Here is a 21,007-nt window from a genome sequence, read left to right on the forward strand (position 1 = left end):
ATCACGACTGGTGGGTACTTCCGGGCCGATCCAAGTTTGGACCGGTCCCAACCACCAGCCGCCGTCTGTCAAGCAGTCTTGACGGACGGGTTGACGGCATGGTGCAGGGCGACCACGCCGAACGTGAGATCGCGCCAGCGCACCCCGCCCCATCCCGCGTCCTGGATGAGCCGCGCCAGCCCCGCCTGGTCGGGCCAGGCGAGCGTCGACTCGGCGAGGTAGCGGTAGGAGTCGGGGTTGGAGCTGACCCGCGCCAGCAGCGGCAGCCCGTAGCGCAGGTGCGCCTTGTGGCCGAGCGCCAGCAGCGCGTTCGGGGGGTGGCTCACCTCGCAGATCACCAGCCGCCCGCCGGGCTTGGCGACCCGGCGCAGCTCGCGCAGCGCGAGGCCGGTGTCGGCGACGTTGCGGAGCCCGAAGGAGATGGTGACGGCGTCGAAGGAGGCGTCCGCGAAGGGCAGCCGCAGCGCGTCCCCGGCGACGAAGCGCAGGCCCGTGACGTCCGCCTGGCGGCGCACCCCCACGCGCAGCATGCCGAGCGAGAAGTCGCACGCGACCGTGTCGGCCCCGGCCTCGGCGAACGGCACCGACGACGTCCCCGTGCCGGCCGCGAGGTCGAGGACCCGCTCACCCGGCCGCGCCTCCAGGGCACGGACGACCTCCCGCCGCCACCGCCGGTCCTGGCCGCCGGTCATCAGCGAGTTCATCAGGTCGTACCGCTCGGCGGTGCCGTCGAACATCGCCGCGACGTCGGCGGGCTGCTTGTCGAGTGAAGCGCGGGTCATGCTCCCAGCCTAGGCCGCGCGAGCCCCCGCGCGCGGGGGCGGGGGGCACTCCTCACCCGGTGCGCCGGATCACTCCGCGCGGCTGCGCGGGGCGTCCTCCTTGGCGACCGACTTCTCGAACCTCTCGCGCTGCGAGCGCACGCCCCGCACGACGACGGCGGACATCCGGTCGCGCTGCGCGGACAGCAGGACGTAGCTGACGACGCCGCTGATCAGCAGCGCCAGCAGCAGGAGCAGGAACCCGCGGGCCCCGAACAGCGCGAGCACCCCCGCGGTGACCGCGAAGATCACGGCCCGGGCCAGGGTGTAGAGGATGACGGAACGCATGGCCCTTCGAGGTTATCCCCGGCCCTGACCGCCCTCGCCCCGGGGTCGGCTCAGCACGTCCAGCAGGAGGGCCGGGTCGACGTTGCCGCCGGACAGGATCGAGACGTAGGTACGGCCCTCGGGAAGCTCCGCGCGGTGGTAGAGGTAGGCGGCGGTGGCGACGGCGCCCGCCGGCTCGGCGATGAGGCGGGCCTCGCGGGCGAGGCGCCGCATCGCCTGCCGGATCTCGTCCTCGGTGACCGTGACGACGCCGTCGACGTGGGCGCGCATGTGCGCGTACGGCAGGTCGCCGATCCGCTGGACGCGCAGCGCGTCGGCGATGGTGCGGCCGGTCTCCTCCGCCGCCCACCCGACCGGACGCCCCGCCGCCATCGAGTCGCGGGCGTCCGCGGCGAGCTCCGGCTCGACGCCGACGATCCTCGCCTCCGGGCGCAGCGCCCTGACCGCGGCGGACACGCCGGCGATCAGGCCGCCGCCGCTGACCGGGACGAGCACGACGTCCACGTCCGGGCGGTCCTGGACGATCTCCAGCCCGGTGGTGCCCTGGCCGGCGATGACCCGGGCGTCGTCGTAGGGCGGGATCAGGGCGAAGCCGTGCGCGGCGGCGAGCTTGTCCGCGGTCTCGGCGCGGGCCTCGGCGGTCGGCTCGACGTGGACGACCTCGGCGCCGAGCGCGACGCACGCCTCGACCTTCACGACCGGGGCGGTGTGCGGCATGACCAGGACGGCCCTGATGCCGAGTGCGCGGGCCGCGTAGGCGACGGCCTGCGCGTGGTTGCCGCTGGAGTGCGTGACGACGCCGCGCTCGCGCTCCTCCGGGTCGAGGGAGGAGATGGCGGAGTAGGCGCCGCGCAGCTTGAAGGCGCCGACCGGCTGCAGCGACTCGGCCTTCACCAGCAGCGCGGGCGCGCCGGCGGCGGCCGGGGCGGGGTCGCGGGAGAACGGGACGAGCGGCGTCCGGACGGCGACGCCCGCGATGCGCTCGGCGGCCCGTTCGATCTCCGGCAGCGATACGAGGTCGGACATGCCCGGAGACTACTTCTCCGGCCGGTCGCGGGGGCCTCGGGGGCGTGACATGGCAGGTCAGCGGGGGTCAGGGTGATCACTGTGACCCATGCCGGAATCACCGTCCGTGATCACCCCTGTTCGGCGGACTACGGTCGGTGATCTTTTCCGAAAACAAGGGAGAAATCGGTCTTGACCCGCCACACTGTTAAACAGTCCACCCGCGCCGAGAGCGGGACAAAGGGGGAGAGAAGACGTGGAAAGCACGAGCGAGCGCCTGCTGACTCCTGGAGAGGTCGCCGCCCTCTTCCGGGTCGACCCGAAGACGGTCACCCGGTGGGCCGCCGCGGGCCGGATCAGCAGCATCCGCACTCCGGGAGGCCACCGGCGCTTCCGCGAGTCGGAGGTGCACGCGCTGCTGCGCGGCGAGGAGCCCGTCGCCGAGCACTCGGCCCACTGACCTGGGCACACGGCCCGGACCCCGGTCCTGAGCCCCCCGGACCGCCCGCCGAAGCAGTCCTTGGCCGAAGGCAGTCCTCGCCGGGCGGCCGGGGCGCCTCCCGCCCCGCCCCCGCTCACTCTCCGTGCTGATTTCTCCGGTGCCCGCTTCTCCGGTGCTCACTCCTCGGTGCCGCCCGCCTTCCACTCCTCGAACCGGCGGAGCAGGTCCGCGTCCTCGTCCCGCCAGCGGCGCCGCCGTTCCGCCAGTTCCTCCTCGGTGAGCGACTCGCCCAGCAACCGGTCGTAGTCGGGATCGTCCGGGCCGATCTCGACATAGGCGTCGGCGATGATCCGTCCCTCGCTCGCGTCGGGTCCGGACTCGCCGCCGTCGGCGAGGACGCTGTGGGGGACCCGGAGCGTGCCGTCGGGAAGCCGGATCACGTACATCGTCGATCACCTTCGCCGTCTGTCGTCGCGCGGCCTGTCATCTCGGCGTCCTAGATCCCGTACCTGCGGTTGAAGAAGAGCATGACCTCAAGGGCCGTGCGGATGTTGCCGGCGAGCATATCCACCAGGGCGGGGCGCTGCCGGGAGGAGATCGCGGCGAACGCGTCGGCGAAGAACTCGCGGCGGCCGAGCGCGTTCGGCTGCTTGTGGAACTCGCTCGCCAGATACGGCAGGCACTCCTCGTACAGCCGCCGGAAGGCGGGGCTGTCGGAGGTCCACTCGCCGTCGTCGCCGTCGATGTCGTCGAGCGCGTGGCCCACCTCGTGCAGCATCACGTCCGGCGTCGGGGACGGCCGGTCCCCCACCACGATCTTGCGGTCGCCGTACGCGCCGGCGCAGATGTCCCAGGTGGCGCGGCCCGAAGGCAGCGGGCGGTCGCGCAGGTGGCCCATGTCGTCGAGCTGCGGGACACCGCCGGGGCCGACGTAGATGCCGTCGAGGCCGCTCGCCAGCTTCTCCTTCAGCGGCTCCGGCAGCGACGCCAGGCTCTCCACCGCCCCGATCACCGCGTCCGGCGGCGGGCCCTCCCGGACGTCCCACTGCCGGTGCAGGACGGCCTCCAGCACACCGCAGTCGCGGCGGCCGTCGGCGGCGTGCGGAGTTCCCGGCGGGCGGGGCTCCACCCGCGGCCGGTCGTCCTCCAGCTCGAAGTCGCTCCAGGAGTAGTCGCCCGAGCGCGGCCGGCCGTCCCCCCGCCGCCCGAGGCGCCCGGTCATCCCGCGCAGGCCGCCCGCCGTGTCGACGGGGCCCGCCTCCGGGCGCTCGGGCCCGAGCGCGTAGTCGTCGTCGCGGCCGGCCTTGCGGAACCGGCCGAACCGGTCGCGCGGCTGGTTGCTGCGCGGCCGCACCTGCCCCGAGTCGGGCGGGGACGGCGAGTAGGGGACCTCGTCGCCGGCCGCGTCCGCGCGGAACCGTCCGCCGCGGAACGTCTCCCGGGGCTTGCGGTGGACGCCTTTGAAGCGCATCGGGCTCCTCTGTCAGCCGGACCCGCGGGGGTATCGGGCGGCGACCGCCGCCGGACCGGGTCCCTGAGGAAGGGTAAGCCGGAACCCGACTCTCCGTCATCCCGTGGAGTTGCGCGGCCGCGGCGCCGCACCGGGCGTCAGGCGTAGGAGTGCAGGCCGGAGAACATGTAGTTCACGCCGAAGAAGTTGAACAGCAGCGCGGCGAACGCGACCAGGGAGAGGATCGCGGCCTTGCGGCCCTTCCAGCCGGCGGTGGCGCGGGCGTGCAGGTAGGCGGCGTAGATGACCCAGGTGACGAAGGACCAGATCTCCTTGGGGTCCCAGCCCCAGTAGCGGCCCCACGCCTGGTCGGCCCAGATGGCGCCCATGATGATCGCGGCCGTCCAGATCGGGAACGCGAACATCGTGACCCGCATCGACAGGCGGTCCAGGGCCTCCACCGACGGGACGCGCGACAGCACGCCGCCCGCCGCGGCCCCGCCGCGCGACTCGGCCCGCTCCTTCAGCAGGTACAGGATCGTCGCGGCGCCCGCGACGGTGAACGCGCCGGTCGCGACGATCGCGGCGGTCACGTGGATGGCGATCCAGTAGGAGTTCAGCGCCGGGCTGACCGGCCCCACCGAGTCGTACAGCCAGATGTTGGCGACGCCGAGGGCGACGACCGCGGCGGCCATGACGAACGCGCCGAGGAACCGCGCCTTGTAGCGGAACATGACGACCATGAACGCGGTGACGGCGGCGAACGAGATGGCGGTGAGGAACTCGTACATGTTCCCCCACGGCCAGCGGTTCGCGGCGAGCCCGCGGGTCACCAGGACGCCGAGCTGCGCGCCCCAGCCGAGCACGTTCAGCAGGACGGCGAGCCGGATCCAGTCGACCCGGGAACGCCCGGAACCCTCGTCCGCCGCCCCCTCGCCCGCGGCCCCGGCGGCGGTGGTGCCGTCCGCGGCGTCCGCGGTGCCGGCCTCGGCCCCGGCGGCGCCCACCAGCACCTTCGCCCCGCTCTTCGCGGGGACGGCCTCCACCGCGCGGCGGCGGCCGAAGCCCATGTCGGCGGCGTAGGCGACCAGCGCGATGATGTACATCACCACGGTGGTCAGCATGAGCTTGTCGCTCAGGTTCGCGAGGTCGGCGTTGCTCACCTCGTCACTCCTTCGGTTCGGTCGCCGCACCCGAGGGGCCGTCGGCGGCGGGGGTCTCGCCGGGCTCGGATGCGGGCCCGTCCTGCGGACCGCGCAGCGCGGCCACGATGTCGTCGAACTCCGAGGTCGGGTTCCCCAGTGTGAGACCGCCGACCTCCACAACCGTACGCCCGCCCTCTCCGGCGCTCGCACGGACCCACACCCTGCGCCGGCGGACCATGAACGAGGTCGCCACGCCGAGCACCGCGAGGATGGCGGCGACCAGCGCGGGGATGCGGCCGGGGTCGCGGTTGACCGACAGGCTCGTCCACTCCCTGAGCCCGTCGAAGGTGACCGTGCCGGCGTCGCCGGGCAGCGTGAACGACTCCCCGGGCTCCAGCAGCTTCTGGCCGCCCTTGATCGGCTGGATCGTCTTGCCGACGCCCTCCAGCTTGTAGACCGACTGCGGGCTGCCGGAGTCCAGGCCGAGGTCGCCCTTGAAGGCCGTGATCGTGACGACCGGGCGCAGCGGCGCGGGGAACGCCGAGACGATCTGCTTGCCGTCCTCGCTCGCCACCGCGGTCGGCCACAGGATGGCGTAGAAGGCGAGCTGGTCGGGCTCGGCGTCGGGGACCTTGACGACGCCCTCGGACGTCAGGTTCCGCGGCTCCATCTCCAGGAACGGCACGGAGTCCTGGAAGGCGACGTTCCCCTTGGCGTCCCGGACGGTGAACACCGGCGCGTACCCGTGGCCGAGCAGGTACACCTTCGCGCCGCCGACCTTGAGCGGATGGTTGATCCGCAGGTCGTAGGGCTTGTTCCGGGCGTCCGGGCCCGACCGGTAGTGGATCTTGGCGTTGAACGCGGTGGCCTGGCCCCGCTTGGCGCCCTCGGCCTCGTACTCGGCCTTGAAGTCGTCCAGCGTGACCGTGAACGGGGCGAGCTCCCCGCCGCTGAACGCGCGGCCGGGCTGGAACTGGTCGTAGAGCCCGAGCGAGTTGGCGAACGTCTTGCCCTCGGTCAGCAGGACGTTGCCCCGGTAGCCGAACAGGTTGCCGAGGCCGAGCGCGAACAGCAGCGCCAGCAGCGCGAGGTGGAAGAGCAGGTTGCCGGTCTCGCCCAGGTAGCCCTTCTCGGCGGACGCGGCGCCGCCGGACACGTCCACGCGGAAGCGCCGGGCGCGCAGCGCCGTGCGGGCCTCGGCGAGGACGTCCTCCGGGGAGGCGTCGGTCTCGTACGCCGCCGACTGCGGCAGCCTCGCCAGGTTCCGGGGCGCCGCCGGCGGGCGCGCCCGCATCGACCTGTAATGCTTGACGGCGCGCGGGAGGACGCAGCCGGCGAGCGAGACGAACAGCAGGATGTAGATGGCCGCGAACCAGGGGGCCGCGAACACGTCGAACATGGAGAACCGGTCGAGCCAGGGCCCGAGGCTCTCGTGCTTCTCCAGGTAGGCGGCGACCTTCTCGGGCGCCTGGCCCCGCTGCGGCAGGATCGAGCCCGGCACCGCGCCGAGCGCGACCAGGAACAGCAGGATCAGCGCGGTCCGCATGGTGGTGAGCTGCCGCCACCCCCACCGCAGCCAGCCGAACGGGCCGATGCCGGAGGGGCGGGGCACCTCCTCGGGCGCCTGCCGCGCGGCGGGCGCCTCGGTGCCGGCGTGGTCGGTGTCGGTGTCAGTCATCTCACATCACCGGTTCGAAGCCGCTGATCCACGACCTCAGCTCGATGGTCAGGTCACCCCACAGGCCGCTCACGAGCAGCACCCCGATGAGGACGAGCATCCCCCCGCCGATCCGCATGACCAGGGGGTAGTGGCGCTTCACGGCGCCGAACGCGCCGAGTGCCCTACGGTAGGCGATCGCGGTGGCCACGAACGGCAGGCCGAGGCCCGCGCAGTACGCCAGCGACAGCAGCGCGCCGCGCCCGGCGCTGGCCTCGGTGATCGCCAGGCCCTGCACCGCGCCGAGCGTGGGGCCGATGCACGGCGTCCAGCCCAGCCCGAACAGGACGCCGAGCAGCGGCGCCCCGGCGAGCCCGGCCGCCGGGAGGCGCCCCGACTTCACCGTCCGCTGGAGCCCGGGGACGAACCCCATGAACGCCAGGCCGAACACGATCGTGATGACGCCGAGGACGCGGGTGATCGTGTCCTGGTACTCCAGCAGCCACCGCCCGAGCCCGCCGAAGACCGCGCCGTAGCTGACGAAGACGGCGCTGAACCCGGCGACGAACAGCAGGACCCCGGCGAGGAGCCGGCCCCGCCGCTGCTCGGCGAGATCGGCGCCGGTCATGCCCGTCACGTACGACAGGTAGCCCGGGACCAGCGGCAGGACGCACGGGGAGGCGAACGAGACGAGCCCGGCGAGGGCCGCCAGCGGCGCCGCCGCCACCAACGACCCGCTCACGACCGTCTCGTCCAGGGAGCTCACTTCTCCGCGAGGACCTTGCCGACCAGGGGGTCCAGCTTGGTGAACGTGGTCGCGCCGATGATGCGGGCGGCGACGCGGCCCTGCCGGTCCAGGACGAGCGTGCTCGGGATCGCGCTCGGCGGGACCTCCCGGAACGCCAGCGTGACGCGGCCGTCGGCGTCGAAGAGGCTGGGGTAGGTGACCTTGAACTTGCGCTCGAAGGCCTGCGCGTTGGGCTTGGAGTCCTTGAAGTTGACGCCGACGAACTCCACGCCCTGCGCCTTCTTCCCGTCGTAGACGTGCTGGAGGGACGGCGCCTCGCCCCGGCAGGGCGCGCACCAGGACGCCCAGAAGTTGACGACGACGACCTTGCCCTTGAGGTCGGCCAGCTTGAAGGACCCGCCGTCGAGCCGTTCGCCGGTGACGCTCGCGAGGCTCTTGCGCTGCGCCGCCTTGTACTCGGTCACGTTGCCGTCGCCGGAGATGAAGCGGTTGTCGCCGCCGTCGGGCCCGCCGCCCGCGGCGCCGGTGCCGGCGCAGCCCGCGAGCAGGCCGCAGAGCGCGACGGCGGCGCCCGCGCGGAACGGAGCGCGCGAGGGCGAGATGCGGCGGGGGTTCACGTGCCCCTCCTAGGTGGTACTACAAGGCGTTCGGTACAAGGCGTGTTTGTACTACAGGATGTAGTACAAACTTAGCGGTGCGGTCAGGCACCCGCGACACTGGGGCCCTTCGCGATCCCGGAGGCGGGCTCGCAGTAGGCGACCTCCACGAGTTTGCCGCCCTCGAACGTCAGGCTCGTGAGGCTGGCGAGCGAGCACTCCCGGCGGGCCGGGTGGTGCCAGAGGCGGCGGCGCTCGGCGGACAGCCGCAGGATCCAGATCGGCAGCTGGTGGCTGACGCAGACGGCCTCGTGGCCGCGCGCCGCCTCCCGGGCCCGGATGACGGCGGCGCGCATCCGGGCGGCGAGCAGCTTGTACGGCTCGCCCCAGGACGGCCGGAACGGGTTGACGAGGTGGCGCCAGTGCTCGGGGCGGCGCAGCGAGCCGGTCCCGGCCCCGAACGTGAGCCCCTCGAAGTGGTTGCCGGCCTCGATCAGACGGTCGTCCACCGTGACGGGCAGGCCGAGCGAGTCGGCCAGCGGCGCGGCCGTCTCCAGCGCCCGCTGCATCGGGGAGGAGAACAGCGCGGTGACATCCCGGTCGGCGAACCACCGGGAGGCGGCCTTCGCCATGAGGACGCCGTCCTCGCTCAGGCGGTAGCCGGGCAGCCGCCCGTAGAGGATGCCCTCGGGGTTGTGCACCTCGCCGTGCCGCAGGAGGTGAACGATCGTCGTGTCAGTCATGGCGTCGTCAGATTACCCGCGCCGGGGCCTCCTCCCCGCAACCGGGCGGGACGGCGGCGCGCAGGGCGGTCACGGCGGCGCGGATCGCGGGCCGGCGGGCCGCCTCCTCGCGCCAGACGGCGTAGACGCGGCGCGACAGCGGGGCCGACAGCGGGACGATCGCGACGCCCGGCGGGACGTCGCAGCGGCCGAGGCGGGGCAGGATGACGTTGCCGAGCCCGGCGGCGACCAGGGACAGCTGGGTGGCGAACTCGTAGGCCTGGTGATCGATCCTGGGTTCGCTGTCGACGGCGCGCAGCGTGCGCAGCAGCCAGTCGCAGCAGATGCTGTCGGGCGAGGAGCTGATCCACGGGTCCCCGGCGAGCTCCTTGAGGTCGATCGTGTCGCGCCCGGCCAGTTCGTGGCCCGCGGGCAGCGCGACGTCGGCGACGTCCTCGCAGATGACGCCCTTGCACAGGCCCTCGGGAAGCGGGAGCGGCTCGTTGTTCCAGTCCTGGACGACGGCCATGTCGAGGTCGCCGCGCAGGACGAGCGGCATGCTGCGCATGGGGTCCTCCTCGCGGAGCAGGACGCGCAGATCCGGATGGTCGGCGCGCAGGGCGCGCAGCGCGACGGGCATCAGCCCGCGGATCGCCGTCGGGAACGAGGCGACGGTGAGCTGGCCGACGACGGAGCCGCGGTGCGCCTCCAGGTCGGCCTGCGCCTGCTCGACGAGCGACAGGATCCGCTCGGCGTGCGCGACGAGCAGCTCGGCGGCGTCGGTGAGGCGGACGCCGCGGCCGTTGCGCTCCAGGAGCTTCTGCCCGGTCTCCCGCTCCAGCTTCGCGAGCTGCTGGGACACCGCGGACGTGGTGACGTGCAGGACGTCCGCGGCGGCGCTGACCGAGCCGTACGTCGCGACCGAGTGCAGGGCGCGCAGGCGTTCCAGATCAAGCATGAAGCAATACTAAAACGAGGTGTCAAGAAGTTCTCGCTTGTCCTAAAGCAAGTGTTTCCTCACGATCGACGCATGAGACCGCGCCACGTCCTGCTGGCCACCCTGATCGCCGCCCTGTGGGGCTTCAACTTCGTGCCCATCAAGGTGGCCCTCGACGACTTCCCGCCGCTGCTGACGGCCGCGCTGCGGTTCACCGCCGCGGCGGTGCCCGCGGTCTTCCTCGTCCGCCGCCCGCCGGTCGCCGCGCGCTGGTTCGTCCTGGTCGGCGTCCCGCTCGGCGTGGGGCAGTTCGGCCTGCTGTTCATCGGCATGAGCATGGGCATGCCCGCCGGCCTCGCGTCGGTCGTGCTCCAGGTGCAGGCGGTCTTCACCGCGCTGTTCGCGGGCCTGCTGCTGGGCGAGCGCGTCGGGGCCCGCCAGATCGCCGGGATGGGCGTGGCGTTCGCCGGGATCACACTGCTCGGCGTCGCGCAGGGCGAGGGCGGGAGCCCGGTGGGGGCGTTCCTGGTCTGCCTCGGCGGCGCGGCCGGATGGGGGCTCGCGAACGTCGCCATGCGGCGGATGAACCAGTCCACCGAGGAGCCGGTCGACGCGTTCGCGTTCATGGTGTGGATGTCGCTGGTGCCGCCGCTCCCCCTGCTCGCCCTGTCGCTGATCTTCGAGGGGCCGGGTGCCGTGCCGGAGGCGGCGCGCGACGTCTCGCCGGCCGGAGTCGGCTCCCTGGCGTTCATCGCCTACGTCGCGACGCTGTTCTGCTTCGGCGGGTGGGCGTGGCTGATCCGCCGGTACGAGGCGGGCACGGTCGCCATGTACTCGCTGCTCGTCCCGCCGTTCGGGCTCGTCTCGGCGGCCCTGCTGCTGGGCGAGCACGTGGACGCGGTCCGGCTCGCCGGCGCCGCTCTGATCATCGCGGGCGTCGCCGCCGGCAGCGTCCGGCCGCGGTCCCGCGTCCGCGGCCTGCCGGCGCCGCCGGCGACGCCCGCGCCCAACGCGCCGCCCGCGCCCAGCGCGCCGGCCGCCTGAACGAGGTGAGATCCATGCACGGAATCCACGCGTCGCTCGTCACGCCGTTCACCGCCTCCGGCGAGGTGGACGCCAAGTCCCTCGAACGCCTCGCCCGCCACTGCCTGGAGAACGGCGCGGACGGCCTGGTCGCGCTCGGCACCACCGGCGAGGCCGCGCTGCTGAGCGCCGCCGAGCAGCGGACGGTCCTGGAGGTGTGCCGGGGCGTCTCGATCGAGCACGGGACGCCGCTGACGGTGGGCGCCGGGACGATGGGCACCGAGGACTCGATCCGGCAGGCCCGCGAGCGCGCCCCGCTCGCCGACGCGCTGCTCGTCGTCGTCCCGTACTACCTGCGGCCGTCGGAGGAGGGCGTCATCGACCACTTCGCCGCCGTCGGCGCGGCCGTGGACGTCCCGCTGATCCCGTACAACGTGCCGTACCGGACGGCGAAGCCCCTGTCTGCCGACGCCCTCCTGGCGATCCTCGCGCTCGACTGCGTCGCCGGAATGAAGCACTGCGCGGGCGCGATCGACCAGGAGACCCTCACCGTGCTGGCGGCCAGCCCCGGCAAGGCGGTGCTGTCCGGAGACGACGCCTTCGTCTACCCCATGCTCCAGCTCGGCGCGGCGGGCGGCGTCGCCGCCTGCGCGTGCCTCGCCCCGGCCGCCTACGCCGCCATGGCGCGCGCGACGCGGGAGGGGAACGCGGCGCGCGCGCTGACCTTCCACAACGCCCTGCTGCCGATGGCGGAGGCGCTGTTCCGCGAGCCGTCCCCGGCGGTCCTCAAGGCCTGCCTGGCCGGCGAGGGGCTGATCGACGACCCGGCGGTGCGCGCTCCGCTGCACGCACCGCGCCCCGAATCGGTCGCCACCGCCCTGAAGGCCTTCCGCCGCCTGCCGTTCTAGGACGCCGTCCCGCCCTCAGGACTCCGTCGCCCGGGCGGCGGCGCGGGCGGCGTGCGGGAGGGCCTCCAGGACGCGTCCCAGAGCCTCGTCGTCGTGCGCGGCCGACAGGAACCACACCTCGTACGCCGACGGCGGCAGGTACACCCCGCGCTCCAGCGCGGCGTGGAAGAAGGCCGCGTACGCCTTGGAGTCCTGCCGCTGCGCGGCGGCGAAGTCGCCGACCGCGCCCTCGGTGAAGAAGATCGAGAAGAGGTTGCCCGCGTTCTGCGGCGAGTGCGGGACGCCCTCGCGCTCCAGCGCCTCGGACGCGGCCCTCGACACGATCTCCGCCGAGCGGTCGATCGCGGCGTACACCTCGTTCGTGGCGGCGCGCAGCGTGGCGAGCCCGGCGGCGGTCGCGAGCGGGTTCCCCGACAGGGTCCCGGCCTGGTAGACGGGCCCGGCGGGGGCGAGGTGGTCCATGACGTCGGCGCGGCCGCCGAACGCCGCGGCGGGCAGCCCGCCGCCCATCACCTTGCCGAACGTCATCAGGTCGCCGGCCACGCCCTCGATCCCGAACCATCCGGACCGCGACGCGCGGAACCCGGTGAGCACCTCGTCGATCACCAGCAGCGCGCCGTGGCGCTCGCACAGCCGCTTGAGCAGCGCGTTGAACCCGGCCAGCGGCGGGACCACGCCCATGTTGCACGGCACCGCCTCGGTGATCACGCAGGCGATGTCGTTGCCGTGGTCGTGGAAGGCCGTCTCCACGGCCGCGACGTCGTTGTAGGGCAGGATCAGCGTGTCGGCGGTGGTCGCGCCGGTCACGCCCGGAGTGTCGGGGAGCCCGAACGTGGCGACGCCGGAGCCCGCCGCGGCGAGCAGCGAGTCCACGTGCCCGTGGTAGCAGCCCGCGAACTTCACGATCTTGGTGCGGCCGGTGAACCCGCGGGCCAGCCGGATCGCCGACATCGTCGCCTCGGTCCCCGAGTTGACGAGCCGGACCTTCGCCGCCGGGGTGCGGGACACGATCTCCTCGGCGAGTTCCACCTCGCCCTGGGTCGGCGCGCCGTAGGACGTTCCGCGCCCGGCCGCGTCCCGCACGGCCTCGACGACGGCCGGGTGCGCGTGCCCGAGAATCATCGGACCCCACGAACACACCAGATCGACATAGGTATTGCCGTCAGCGTCGGTAAGGTACGGACCACGCCCGGACGCCATGAAACGGGGCGTTCCGCCAACGGCACCGAAGGCCCGCACCGGGGAGTTGACGCCACCGGGGACAACGGCGGCGGAACGGTCGAACAACTGCCGGGAGCGATCGAAGTCAGTCACGGTTGCAGTCTCTCAGTTGCAGTTCGGCGACTTGCCTTGACCCGGTGGCGTACGGGCCGATATTCCACCAAGTACGACATCGGAGGGATGGCTTTCACCGTGGTCAACGGCTGGACGGTCCCGGGTTTCACCCACGAACGCGAACTGGGCGGCGGAGCCTCGGGCCGGGTGGTGCTGGCGGTCGACGACATGACCGGCACGCGGGTCGCGATCAAATACCTCGACCCGGCGCTCGGCGCCGACGAGGCGTTTCTCGCGCGCTACCGCGTGGCGGCACGGGGCCTGTCCCAGCTCGAAGACCCCAACGTGGTCGACCTCTACGACTTCGTGGAGACCGCCGACGGCGCCGCGATCGTGACGCAGCACGTCGAGGGCGTGAGCCTGCGGCGGATGCTCGCCGCGCAGGGCCCCTGCGGCCCCCTCGCCGCGCTGTCGATGCTGGGCGGGACGCTCCTCGGCCTCGCGGCCGCGCACGACCATGATCTCGTCCACGGCTCGATGCGCCCGGCGAACATCCTGGTCGACGCCGAGGGCAACGCCCGCCTCGCCGACTTCGCGTCGGCGCCCGCGGGCACCGAGGCGCAGCACGGCCCGCCGTACGCGGCGCCCGAACTGTGGGACGGGGCGCCCGCCACCGTCGCCACCGACCTGTACGCTGCCACCGCGATCTTCTACGAGTGCCTCACCGGGCGGCCCCCGTACGCGGGCCGCAACATGGCGCGGCAGCACCGCGAGGCGCCGATCCCCGCCGAGGAGGTCCCGGGGCCGCTGCGCGACCTGATCCACCAGGGCCTCGCCAAGGAGCCGGAGAAGCGGCCGAAGTCCGCCGCCGACTTCCTCGGCGCGCTGGAGGACGCCGCCGTCTCCGCCTACGGGCCGTCCTGGGAGGCGCAGGGCCGCGGCCGCCTCACCGAGCTCGCCGCGAAGGCCGCGCAGCAGCCCGAGCCGCCGAAGCCGAAGCCGTCCCGCGGCGGCGTCCGCGCCCCGGCCGCCGCCGGGCCCAAGGGCGGCGGCAGGTCCCGGACGCGCTGGGCGGTGGCCGCCGTCGCGGTCGTGCTCGTCGCCGCCGGGGCGGGCGCGGCGGTCCTGTTCAAGGGCGGCTCCTCGATCGGCGGCGACAAGCAGCCGCCCGAGCCGACGCCCGCGCAGAGCAGCAGCCCGCAGCCGACGCTGCCGGTCGGCGGCGTCGACCCCGCGCCGCTCGTCGCCCGCATCGACCAGGCCGTCGCCGCGACGCCCGGCGCCGCGTTCAGCTACGGCCAGACCGGCTGCTGCGGCTTCCCGGTCACCGGCCAGGGGACGATCTGGCTGGTCCAGGGCGGGACGCCGTCCTACGCCCTGACGCTGGCGGGGACGGGCTCGGTCCGCAAGCCGGTCCGCGCCGTGATCGTCCAGGACCGGCTGTACGTCCGTGCCGGCAAGAAGTGGCGGCAGTCGCCGCTCGGAGGCCGCGGCTACCCGGCCGCCGGCGACCGCGTGCGCCAGGGCGGCTCGGTCGCGAACCTGACGACGCTGCTGCGGTCGGCGACGAAGCTGAGCAAATCTGGAGCGGTCTACGAAGGCGAGGCGCCCGCCGCGAAGCTGGCGCAGGCGCCCGGCGTCGGCCCCCTGTACGCGCAGATGGCGCAGGCGACCGGCGCGCAGCAGATCGCCTTCGCCGTCAAGCTCGACGCCGGCTTCCGCCCCGTGAAGTTCTGGGTGCGCGCCGGGCCCGAGGACGGCCGCAACCAGATGCAGCGCGGCTCCTACAGCGGCTGGAACCGCAAGGCCCCCATCAAGGCGCCCCGCTGACGGGCGCCTTGTGCGGCCGCCTCGTCGCCGGAGGCGGCCGCACGAGCGGCTAGGCGTCCTCGCAGGCGTCCGAGAGGACTTCCAGGAGGCGCAGCGGGTCGGGCAGCGGCCCGCGGGACGGCGGGCGCAGCCAGGCCGCCTCGCGCCCGTTCGGCAGGACGGACGGCGGCGCGACGACGTAGCTGTCGCGGCAGTGCCACCGCATCCCCGGCGTCTCGGCGACGTCCTCGGGCGAGCAGTCCAGTTGGCAGGACCACCACTCGTCCTCGTCGACGGGCGCGCCGCGCGTGGCGACGAAGAACAGGTGCCGCTCGCCCCCGAAAGAAGCGACCGGACCGACGGGGAGGTCGTCCCGTTCGATCCGGTCGAGGGCGATGGTCCCGGCCGCGGCCGGGACGTCGAACACGTCGAACACCCGGCCCGTCGGCAGGATGATGTTGGCCTGCGGCCGCTCGGCCCACCACCGTTTGATCACGGCCGCGTCGACGCTCGCCAGGTGCGCCCAGGCGGCCGACACCGGATGCGCGCCCGGGTCGGGACAGCCGAGCCGGTCGCACGAACACGCCCGGTCGCCGCCCGCCGGGGGGTGGGCGCCGGGATAGCAGGGCCACCCCATCTCGGCGTACTCCCGCGCCGTCGCGGCCATCCGGTCGCGCGCCGCCCGCTGCCGTCTGCTCCCCGAGACCGCCAGCATCTCCGCCCCCCAATACCCCAAGGTCGCACGTGGGTTCCTGGTTGACGATGATGCCCGCCGGAACGAATCCCGGGCACGGCAACCCCGAGAAAACGACCCTAAGTGACTAGAGGGCGAGGTGGTCCAGGGGTGGCTAGGCCAGCCGGCGGGCCACCTCGGTGGCCCAGTAGGTGAGGACGATGTCGGCGCCGGCGCGGCGCATCGACACCAGCGACTCCATGATCGTGCGCTCCCGGTCGATCCAGCCCTTCTCGGCGGCGGCCTCGATCATCGCGTACTCGCCGCTCACCTGGTAGGCGACCACGGGGACGTCCACCGCGTCGCGGACGCGGCGGACGATGTCGAGGTAGGCGCCGGCGGGCTTGACCATGACCATGTCGGCGCCCTCGTCGAGGTCGAGGAAGACCTCGCGGAGCGACTCGTCGGCGTTGGCCGGGTCCTGCTGGTGGGTGGACCGGTCGCCGAACTGCGGAGCGCACTCGGCGGCCTCGCGGAACGGGCCGTAGTAGGCGGAGGCGTACTTCACCGAGTACCCCATGACCGCGATGTCGGAGTGGCCGGCGCCGTCCAGGGCCTCGCGGATCGCGCCGACCTGGCCGTCCATCATCCCGGACGGGCCGAGGACCGCCGAGCCCGCCTCGGCCTGGGCCAGGGCGATGGAGGCGTACCGCTCCAGGGTGGCGTCGTTGTCGATCTCGCCGGACTCGGTGAGGATGCCGCAGTGCCCGTGGTCGGTGTACTCGTCCAGGCACAGGTCGGTCATGACGACGATCTCGTCGCCCAGGTCGGACCTCAGGTCGCGCAGCGCCTGCTGGACGATGCCGTCCGGGTCGTCGGCCGCGGAGCCCGTGCCGTCCTTCACGGCCGGGACGCCGAACAGGATGAGGCCGCCGACGCCGGCCTCGGCCGCCTCGTGCGCGGCCTTGCGCAGGCTGTCGCGGGTGTGCTGGAACACGCCCGGCATGGACGCGACCGGCTGCGCCTCGGAGATGCCCTCCTTGACGAACACGGGCAGGACCAGGTCCGCCGGGTGGAGCCGGGTCTCGGCTACGAGCCGGCGCATCGCGGGCGTGCGCCGCAACCGCCGCGGACGTGCGACGGGGAACTGTGCAGACATGATCCCTCTGTGTCTCCGCTCCGGGGTCTACTTCCGGCGCCGGGCGCCCCGGCGCATCTGGCTGGGCTTGCGAAGCGGGTCCCCCGCCTCGATCTGGGCCGCCCTCCGCCTGGCACCGTACTCCGCGAGGGCCTCCGCGAGGGCGGACACCGAGGGGGTCTCGGCCATGACGTCGACGCGCAGCCCGTACTCCTCCGCCGTCTTGGCCGTCTGGGGCCCGATCACGGCGATCACGGTCACGTTGTGGGGCTTGCCCGCGATCCCGATCAGGTTCTTCACCGTGGAGGACGAGGTGAACAGCACGGCGTCGAACCCGCCGCCCTTGATCGCCTCGCGGATCGGCGCGGGCGGCGGCGCGGCCCGGACCGTCCGGTAGGCGGTCACGTCCTCGCACTCCCAGCCGAGTTCGGTGAGCCGGGCGATGAGCACGTCGGTGGCGATGTCGGCGCGCGGCAGCAGGACCCGGTTGATGGGGTCGAGGTCCTCGTCGTAGGGCGGCCACTCCCGGGCCAGGCCCTCGCCGGACTGCTCCCCGGACGGGGTCAGGTCCGGGTGGACGCCGAACTCCACCAGGGCGGCGGCGGTCTGCTCGCCGACGGCGGCGACCTTCAGCCCGGCGAACGCGCGGGCGTCCAGGCCGTAGTCGGTGAACTTCTCCCGGATCGCCTTGACCGCGTTCGTGGAGGTGAACACCACCCACTCGTACCGGCCGGTGACCAGGCCCTTGACCGCCCGCTCCATCTGCTGGGGCGTGCGCGGCGGCTCGACGGAGATCGTCGGGACCTCGTCCGGGACGGCCCCGTACCCGCGGAGCTGGTCCGACAGGGAGGCGGCCTGCTCCTTGGTGCGCGGCACGAGGACCCGCCAGCCGAACAGCGGCTTGGTCTCGAACCAGGACAGCCTGTCGCGGTGGTTCACCACGTCCCCGACGATGATCAGGGCGGGCGCCTCCATGCCCTTGGTGTCGGCCGCCAGCCTGCTCAGCGTGGAGACGACGGTCTCCTGCTCGGTGGTCGTGCCGAGGCTCGTCATCGCGGCCGGGGTCGAGTCGGGCCGGCCCGCCGCGACCAGGCCCTTGGCCACTTCGGCGACCGTGCTCTCGGCGCCGAGGACGACCAGGGTGGTGTCCGGGGCGGCGAACCGCTCCCAGTCGACGCCGCCCTCGGAGGCGTCGACGACGCGGACCTCGCGGTTCGCGGCGTCGGTCAGCGGGATGCCCGCGTAACCGGGCACGGCCGTCACGGAGGACACGCCGGGCACCACCTCGAACGGAACGCCGGCCTTGGCCAGCGCGCCGCCCTCGGAGGCCCAGTTGCAGGCCAGCCCCGGGTCGCCGCGGAACAGCCGGACGACCCGGCGCCCCGCCTTGGCGGCCCGCGCGGCGAGCTTCACCGGATCACCGTCCGCCGTGTCGAGGATCTCGGCGTCCGGGCGGCAGTGGGTCAGGATCTCGACCGGGCAGTGCGCGCGGCTGACGACGACGGTGTCGGCGCGTTCCAGCTCGGCGGCGGCGCGCAGGGTCAGCAGGCCGGGATCGCCCGGCCCCATCCCGACGATCGCGACCGTCCCCGGGCCGGCGGTCCGGTGCGGCGCGGCGGCGGCCGCGGCGGGCCCGCCGGTCTTCGCGGCCTTCACGGGCCGGACGGTTCCGCCGGTGGCGGTCGGTCCGGCGGCGGTCGGTTCGGTGGTGGTCTCGTCGGCGGTCGGGTCGGTCTTGCTCGCGTCGGCGGTGCTCTTCGCTGTGGCGCTCTTCGCGGCGGGGCTCACTCGCGTTCCCCCATCAACTGGTCGGCCCCCTGCGCGAGCAGCCGGTCCGCGAGTTCGCGTCCGAGCTGCTCCGCCGCGTCCGGGTGGCCGCTTGCGGACAGCCGCACCTGCCTGCTGCCGTCGTACGCCGCGACGGTCGCCGTCAGATGCAGCCTTTCATCTACTTCGGCAGCGTATGTTCCCACGGGCGCGGAGCAGCCCGCCTCCAGCACCGCCAGGACCGTCCGCTCGGCGGTGACGGCGCGCCGGGTCGGGAGGTCGTCGATCACCCCGAGCAGGGCGCGCAGGTCGTCGCGGTCGGAGCGGCACTCCAGCGCGAGCGAGCCCTGCCCCGGTGCGGGCAGCATCTGGTCGGGGTCGAACACCTCGCTCACGGCGTCCAGCCGGCCGATCCTCTTCAGGCCCGCGTGCGCCAGCACCACGGCGTCCAGCTCGCCGTCGGTGACCTTGCGCAGCCTGGTGTCGGCGTTGCCGCGGATCGGGACGATCTCCAGGTCCGGCCGGAGCGCGCGCAGCTGCGCGACGCGGCGCGGCGAGCCGGTGCCGATCCGCGCGCCGCGTGGCAGGTCGGCGAGCTTCGCGGGGCCGCACAGGGCGTCGCGGGCATCGTCGCGGGCCGGGGTGGCCGCGAGGGCGATCCCGGGCGTCTCGGACGTCGGAAGGTCCTTCAGCGAGTGCACCGCGAAGTCCACCTCGCCGGACAGCACCTTGTCGCGGAGCGCGTTGACGAACACGCCCGTCCCGCCGATCTGGGCGAGCAAGGCCTTGGAGACATCACCCTGCGTCGTTACCCCGACAAGCTCCACCGCATGCCCCGTGAGCCGCGACAACGCGTCGGCCACGCCCTGCGACTGGGTCGTCGCCATCAGGCTCTTGCGGGTGCCCAGCCGGAGCGGGCCCCTGCTCCCGGTACTCACGCTTCGTCTCCTTCGTGCGCCGGGACGGCGTTGCGGGCGCTGACCGCCCGCACGCTCGCGGCCTGCGCGTTCACCGTCTCAACGTTCACACCGTCCGCCGGCGGCTCGGACATCGCCTCGGACACGGTGCCGGGCATCGCCTCCGACATCGCCTCCGACATCGCCTCGGAGACGACGTCCCGCCCCGGGGCGGACGCGGGGCTGACGCAGTCGGCCTCCGCGCATTCCGGATCCGGATCCCAGGCGGCGCCTTCGCGGACGTCGGCTTCTCCCATGTCCGCGCGGGCCACCGCCTCGGGGGCCTTCGGGTCCAGGTCGAACAACTCGCGCAGCGCGTCGGCGTAGGAGTCGCCGCCCGGCGCCGCCGCCAGCTCCTTGACCTTGACGGTCGGCGCGTGCAGCAGCTTGTCCACCACGCGCCGCACGGTCTGCTCGATCTCCCTGCGGGCACGGGCGTCCATCTCCGGCACCCGCCCGCTCAGCCGGTTCAGCTCGGCCTCCACCACCCCGGCCGCCTTGCTGCGCAGCGCGACGACGGTGGGCGCCACGGCGGCGGCGCGGGCCGCGCTGAGGAACGCCTCGACCTCCGTGCACACGATCCGCCGCACGGCCTCGACCGCCTCCGGGCCGATGGCCTGCGCGGCCTCCTGCGCGGTGCGCAGGTCGTCCAGGCCGGCCAGCTCGACGTCCGGCAGGTTCCGGACGTCGCGGTCGACGTCGTGCGGGAGCGCCAGGTCGAGCAGGAAGCGGCGCCGCCCGTCCGTCCCGGCCCCCCGGGCCGCGAGCTGCTCGGCGGTGATCACCAGGCCGGCGGCGCCGGTGCACGACACCACGAGGTCCGCCTCGGCGAGGGCCGCGTCCAGTCCGGCCAGCCCGACCGCGCGGGACGGGACGTCCAGCGACTCGGCGAGGCGCGCCGCCCGCGCGGGGGTCCGGTTGGCGATCGTGATCTCGCGCGCCCCGGCGCGGCTCAGCGTCGCGGCGGCGAGCGAGCTCATCGACCCGGCGCCGACCACCAGCGCGCGGACGTCCCGCAGAGGGCCGAGGTGCCGGACGGCCACGTCCAGGCCCACGCTGACCAGCGACGCGCCGGCCTTGTCGATGCCGGTCTCGTGGTGGGCGCGCTTGCCGACCCGCAGCGACTGCTGCAGCACGTCGTGCAGGTCGCGGCCGAGCGTCCCCTCGTCCTGGGCCAGCCGGAACGCCTGCCGGATCTGCCCGAGGATCTGTCCCTCGCCGACGACCATCGACTCCAGCCCGCACGCCACCGCGAACACGTGCTGGACGGCACGCTCCTCGTAGTGGACGTACAGGTGCCGCGACAGGTCGTCCATCGGGACGCCGGAGTGCAGGGCCAGCAGCTCCGAGATCGCCGAGACGCCGCCGTGGAACTTGCCGACGACCGCGTAGATCTCGACCCGGTTGCAGGTCGAGACGATCGCGGTCTCGGCGACGTTCGGGGAGGCGTGCACGGCGTGCAACAACTTGACGAGATCGTCACCGGCGACCGCGGCCCGCTCCAGCACCGCGACGGGCGCGCTTCGGTGGCTGAGGCCCACGACCAGAATGCTCATTCGCCGTCTCCAGCATCTTCCGAGTCTCCGCCCACCCGCGCCGTGCGAGCTCCTGCTGAGAGGGGGCCGTCCGCAGCCCCCCGGTCCGCTC

At 73.7% G+C, this 21,007-nt stretch carries 21 protein-coding genes; 4 read left to right on the forward strand and 17 right to left on the reverse strand.

What is annotated here, in order from left to right:
• Positions 1 to 68: 68 nt before the first annotated feature.
• The 3 genes from BKA00_RS24715 to BKA00_RS24725 form a co-directional block, all read right to left on the reverse strand.
• Positions 69 to 782: a demethylmenaquinone methyltransferase gene (locus tag BKA00_RS24715; RefSeq protein WP_185028685.1), complete on the reverse strand. Its 714-nt coding sequence runs from the start codon at positions 780 to 782 to the stop codon at positions 69 to 71.
• Positions 783 to 851: 69 nt separating this feature from the next.
• The gene (locus tag BKA00_RS24720; RefSeq protein ID WP_185028687.1) at positions 852 to 1,109 is read right to left on the reverse strand and encodes a DUF4229 domain-containing protein; all 258 of its coding nucleotides are present in this window, start codon (positions 1,107 to 1,109) and stop codon (positions 852 to 854) included.
• Between the two features lie 12 nt (positions 1,110 to 1,121).
• Positions 1,122 to 2,135 (reverse strand): threonine ammonia-lyase, encoded by a 1,014-nt coding sequence (locus BKA00_RS24725; protein WP_185028689.1) that lies wholly within the window; start codon positions 2,133 to 2,135, stop codon positions 1,122 to 1,124.
• Between the two features lie 235 nt (positions 2,136 to 2,370).
• Between BKA00_RS24725 and BKA00_RS24730 the strand changes: the two genes are divergently transcribed.
• Positions 2,371 to 2,574 (forward strand): BldC family transcriptional regulator, encoded by a 204-nt coding sequence (locus BKA00_RS24730; protein WP_141580358.1) that lies wholly within the window; start codon positions 2,371 to 2,373, stop codon positions 2,572 to 2,574.
• 158 nt (positions 2,575 to 2,732) lie between these two features.
• Here BKA00_RS24730 and BKA00_RS24735 read toward each other — a convergent pair whose 3' ends face one another.
• From BKA00_RS24735 to BKA00_RS24770, 8 genes are all read right to left on the reverse strand, one after another.
• Positions 2,733 to 3,002 (reverse strand): hypothetical protein, encoded by a 270-nt coding sequence (locus BKA00_RS24735; RefSeq protein ID WP_185028691.1) that lies wholly within the window; start codon positions 3,000 to 3,002, stop codon positions 2,733 to 2,735.
• Positions 3,003 to 3,052: 50 nt separating this feature from the next.
• The gene (locus BKA00_RS24740) at positions 3,053 to 4,027 is read right to left on the reverse strand and encodes a hypothetical protein (RefSeq protein ID WP_185028693.1); all 975 of its coding nucleotides are present in this window, start codon (positions 4,025 to 4,027) and stop codon (positions 3,053 to 3,055) included.
• Positions 4,028 to 4,164: 137 nt separating this feature from the next.
• Complete coding sequence (ccsB, locus tag BKA00_RS24745) at positions 4,165 to 5,169, reverse strand: c-type cytochrome biogenesis protein CcsB (protein ID WP_185028695.1); 1,005 nt, start codon at positions 5,167 to 5,169, stop codon at positions 4,165 to 4,167.
• A 4-nt stretch (positions 5,170 to 5,173) separates the two neighbouring features.
• Positions 5,174 to 6,829, reverse strand: coding sequence for a cytochrome c biogenesis protein ResB (gene resB / locus BKA00_RS24750; RefSeq protein WP_185028697.1), 1,656 nt, complete (start codon positions 6,827 to 6,829; stop codon positions 5,174 to 5,176).
• 1 nt (position 6,830) lies between these two features.
• Positions 6,831 to 7,550 carry a cytochrome c biogenesis CcdA family protein gene (locus BKA00_RS24755; protein WP_338072155.1) on the reverse strand — a complete coding sequence of 240 codons (720 nt, stop codon included), beginning with the start codon at positions 7,548 to 7,550 and terminating at the stop codon, positions 6,831 to 6,833.
• A gap of 20 nt (positions 7,551 to 7,570) precedes the next feature.
• Positions 7,571 to 8,173, reverse strand: a complete 603-nt coding sequence (locus tag BKA00_RS24760) for a TlpA family protein disulfide reductase (RefSeq protein WP_230299113.1) — start codon at positions 8,171 to 8,173, stop codon at positions 7,571 to 7,573.
• An 83-nt stretch (positions 8,174 to 8,256) separates the two neighbouring features.
• A complete protein-coding gene (locus tag BKA00_RS24765) occupies positions 8,257 to 8,895 on the reverse strand; it encodes a histidine phosphatase family protein (RefSeq protein ID WP_185028701.1) in 639 nt (212 codons plus the stop codon).
• Between the two features lie 7 nt (positions 8,896 to 8,902).
• Complete coding sequence (locus BKA00_RS24770; protein ID WP_185028703.1) at positions 8,903 to 9,832, reverse strand: LysR family transcriptional regulator; 930 nt, start codon at positions 9,830 to 9,832, stop codon at positions 8,903 to 8,905.
• Between the two features lie 72 nt (positions 9,833 to 9,904).
• Here BKA00_RS24770 and BKA00_RS24775 point away from each other — a divergent pair, with 72 nt between their 5' ends.
• Complete coding sequence (locus BKA00_RS24775; protein ID WP_185028705.1) at positions 9,905 to 10,855, forward strand: EamA family transporter; 951 nt, start codon at positions 9,905 to 9,907, stop codon at positions 10,853 to 10,855.
• Positions 10,856 to 10,869: 14 nt separating this feature from the next.
• Positions 10,870 to 11,742 carry a dihydrodipicolinate synthase family protein gene (locus tag BKA00_RS24780; RefSeq protein WP_185028707.1) on the forward strand — a complete coding sequence of 291 codons (873 nt, stop codon included), beginning with the start codon at positions 10,870 to 10,872 and terminating at the stop codon, positions 11,740 to 11,742.
• A 15-nt stretch (positions 11,743 to 11,757) separates the two neighbouring features.
• Here the strand turns inward: BKA00_RS24780 and hemL are convergent, their stop codons facing one another.
• Entirely contained in the window at positions 11,758 to 13,056 is a 1,299-nt protein-coding gene (gene hemL, locus BKA00_RS24785) for a glutamate-1-semialdehyde 2,1-aminomutase (protein WP_185028709.1), read from the reverse strand.
• An 87-nt stretch (positions 13,057 to 13,143) separates the two neighbouring features.
• On the opposite strand from hemL, the gene BKA00_RS24790 reads away from it, so the two are divergent.
• The gene (locus BKA00_RS24790) at positions 13,144 to 14,847 is read left to right on the forward strand and encodes a serine/threonine-protein kinase (RefSeq protein ID WP_185028711.1); all 1,704 of its coding nucleotides are present in this window, start codon (positions 13,144 to 13,146) and stop codon (positions 14,845 to 14,847) included.
• Between the two features lie 49 nt (positions 14,848 to 14,896).
• Here BKA00_RS24790 and BKA00_RS24795 read toward each other — a convergent pair whose 3' ends face one another.
• The 5 genes from BKA00_RS24795 to BKA00_RS24815 all read right to left on the reverse strand — a co-directional run bounded on the left by BKA00_RS24795 (position 14,897) and on the right by BKA00_RS24815 (position 20,916).
• The gene (locus tag BKA00_RS24795; protein ID WP_185028713.1) at positions 14,897 to 15,541 is read right to left on the reverse strand and encodes a bifunctional DNA primase/polymerase; all 645 of its coding nucleotides are present in this window, start codon (positions 15,539 to 15,541) and stop codon (positions 14,897 to 14,899) included.
• Between the two features lie 133 nt (positions 15,542 to 15,674).
• Entirely contained in the window at positions 15,675 to 16,658 is a 984-nt protein-coding gene (gene hemB, locus BKA00_RS24800) for a porphobilinogen synthase (RefSeq protein WP_185028715.1), read from the reverse strand.
• 27 nt (positions 16,659 to 16,685) lie between these two features.
• Positions 16,686 to 18,206: a bifunctional uroporphyrinogen-III C-methyltransferase/uroporphyrinogen-III synthase gene (locus BKA00_RS24805; RefSeq protein WP_185034738.1), complete on the reverse strand. Its 1,521-nt coding sequence runs from the start codon at positions 18,204 to 18,206 to the stop codon at positions 16,686 to 16,688.
• 215 nt (positions 18,207 to 18,421) lie between these two features.
• The gene (hemC, locus tag BKA00_RS24810; RefSeq protein WP_221494142.1) at positions 18,422 to 19,291 is read right to left on the reverse strand and encodes a hydroxymethylbilane synthase; all 870 of its coding nucleotides are present in this window, start codon (positions 19,289 to 19,291) and stop codon (positions 18,422 to 18,424) included.
• 47 nt (positions 19,292 to 19,338) lie between these two features.
• Positions 19,339 to 20,916 (reverse strand): glutamyl-tRNA reductase, encoded by a 1,578-nt coding sequence (locus BKA00_RS24815; RefSeq protein WP_185028719.1) that lies wholly within the window; start codon positions 20,914 to 20,916, stop codon positions 19,339 to 19,341.
• Positions 20,917 to 21,007 lie beyond the last annotated feature (91 nt).

Origin of the sequence: Actinomadura coerulea, from assembly GCF_014208105.1 — a bacterium.
Taxonomy (GTDB): domain Bacteria; phylum Actinomycetota; class Actinomycetes; order Streptosporangiales; family Streptosporangiaceae; genus Spirillospora; species Spirillospora coerulea.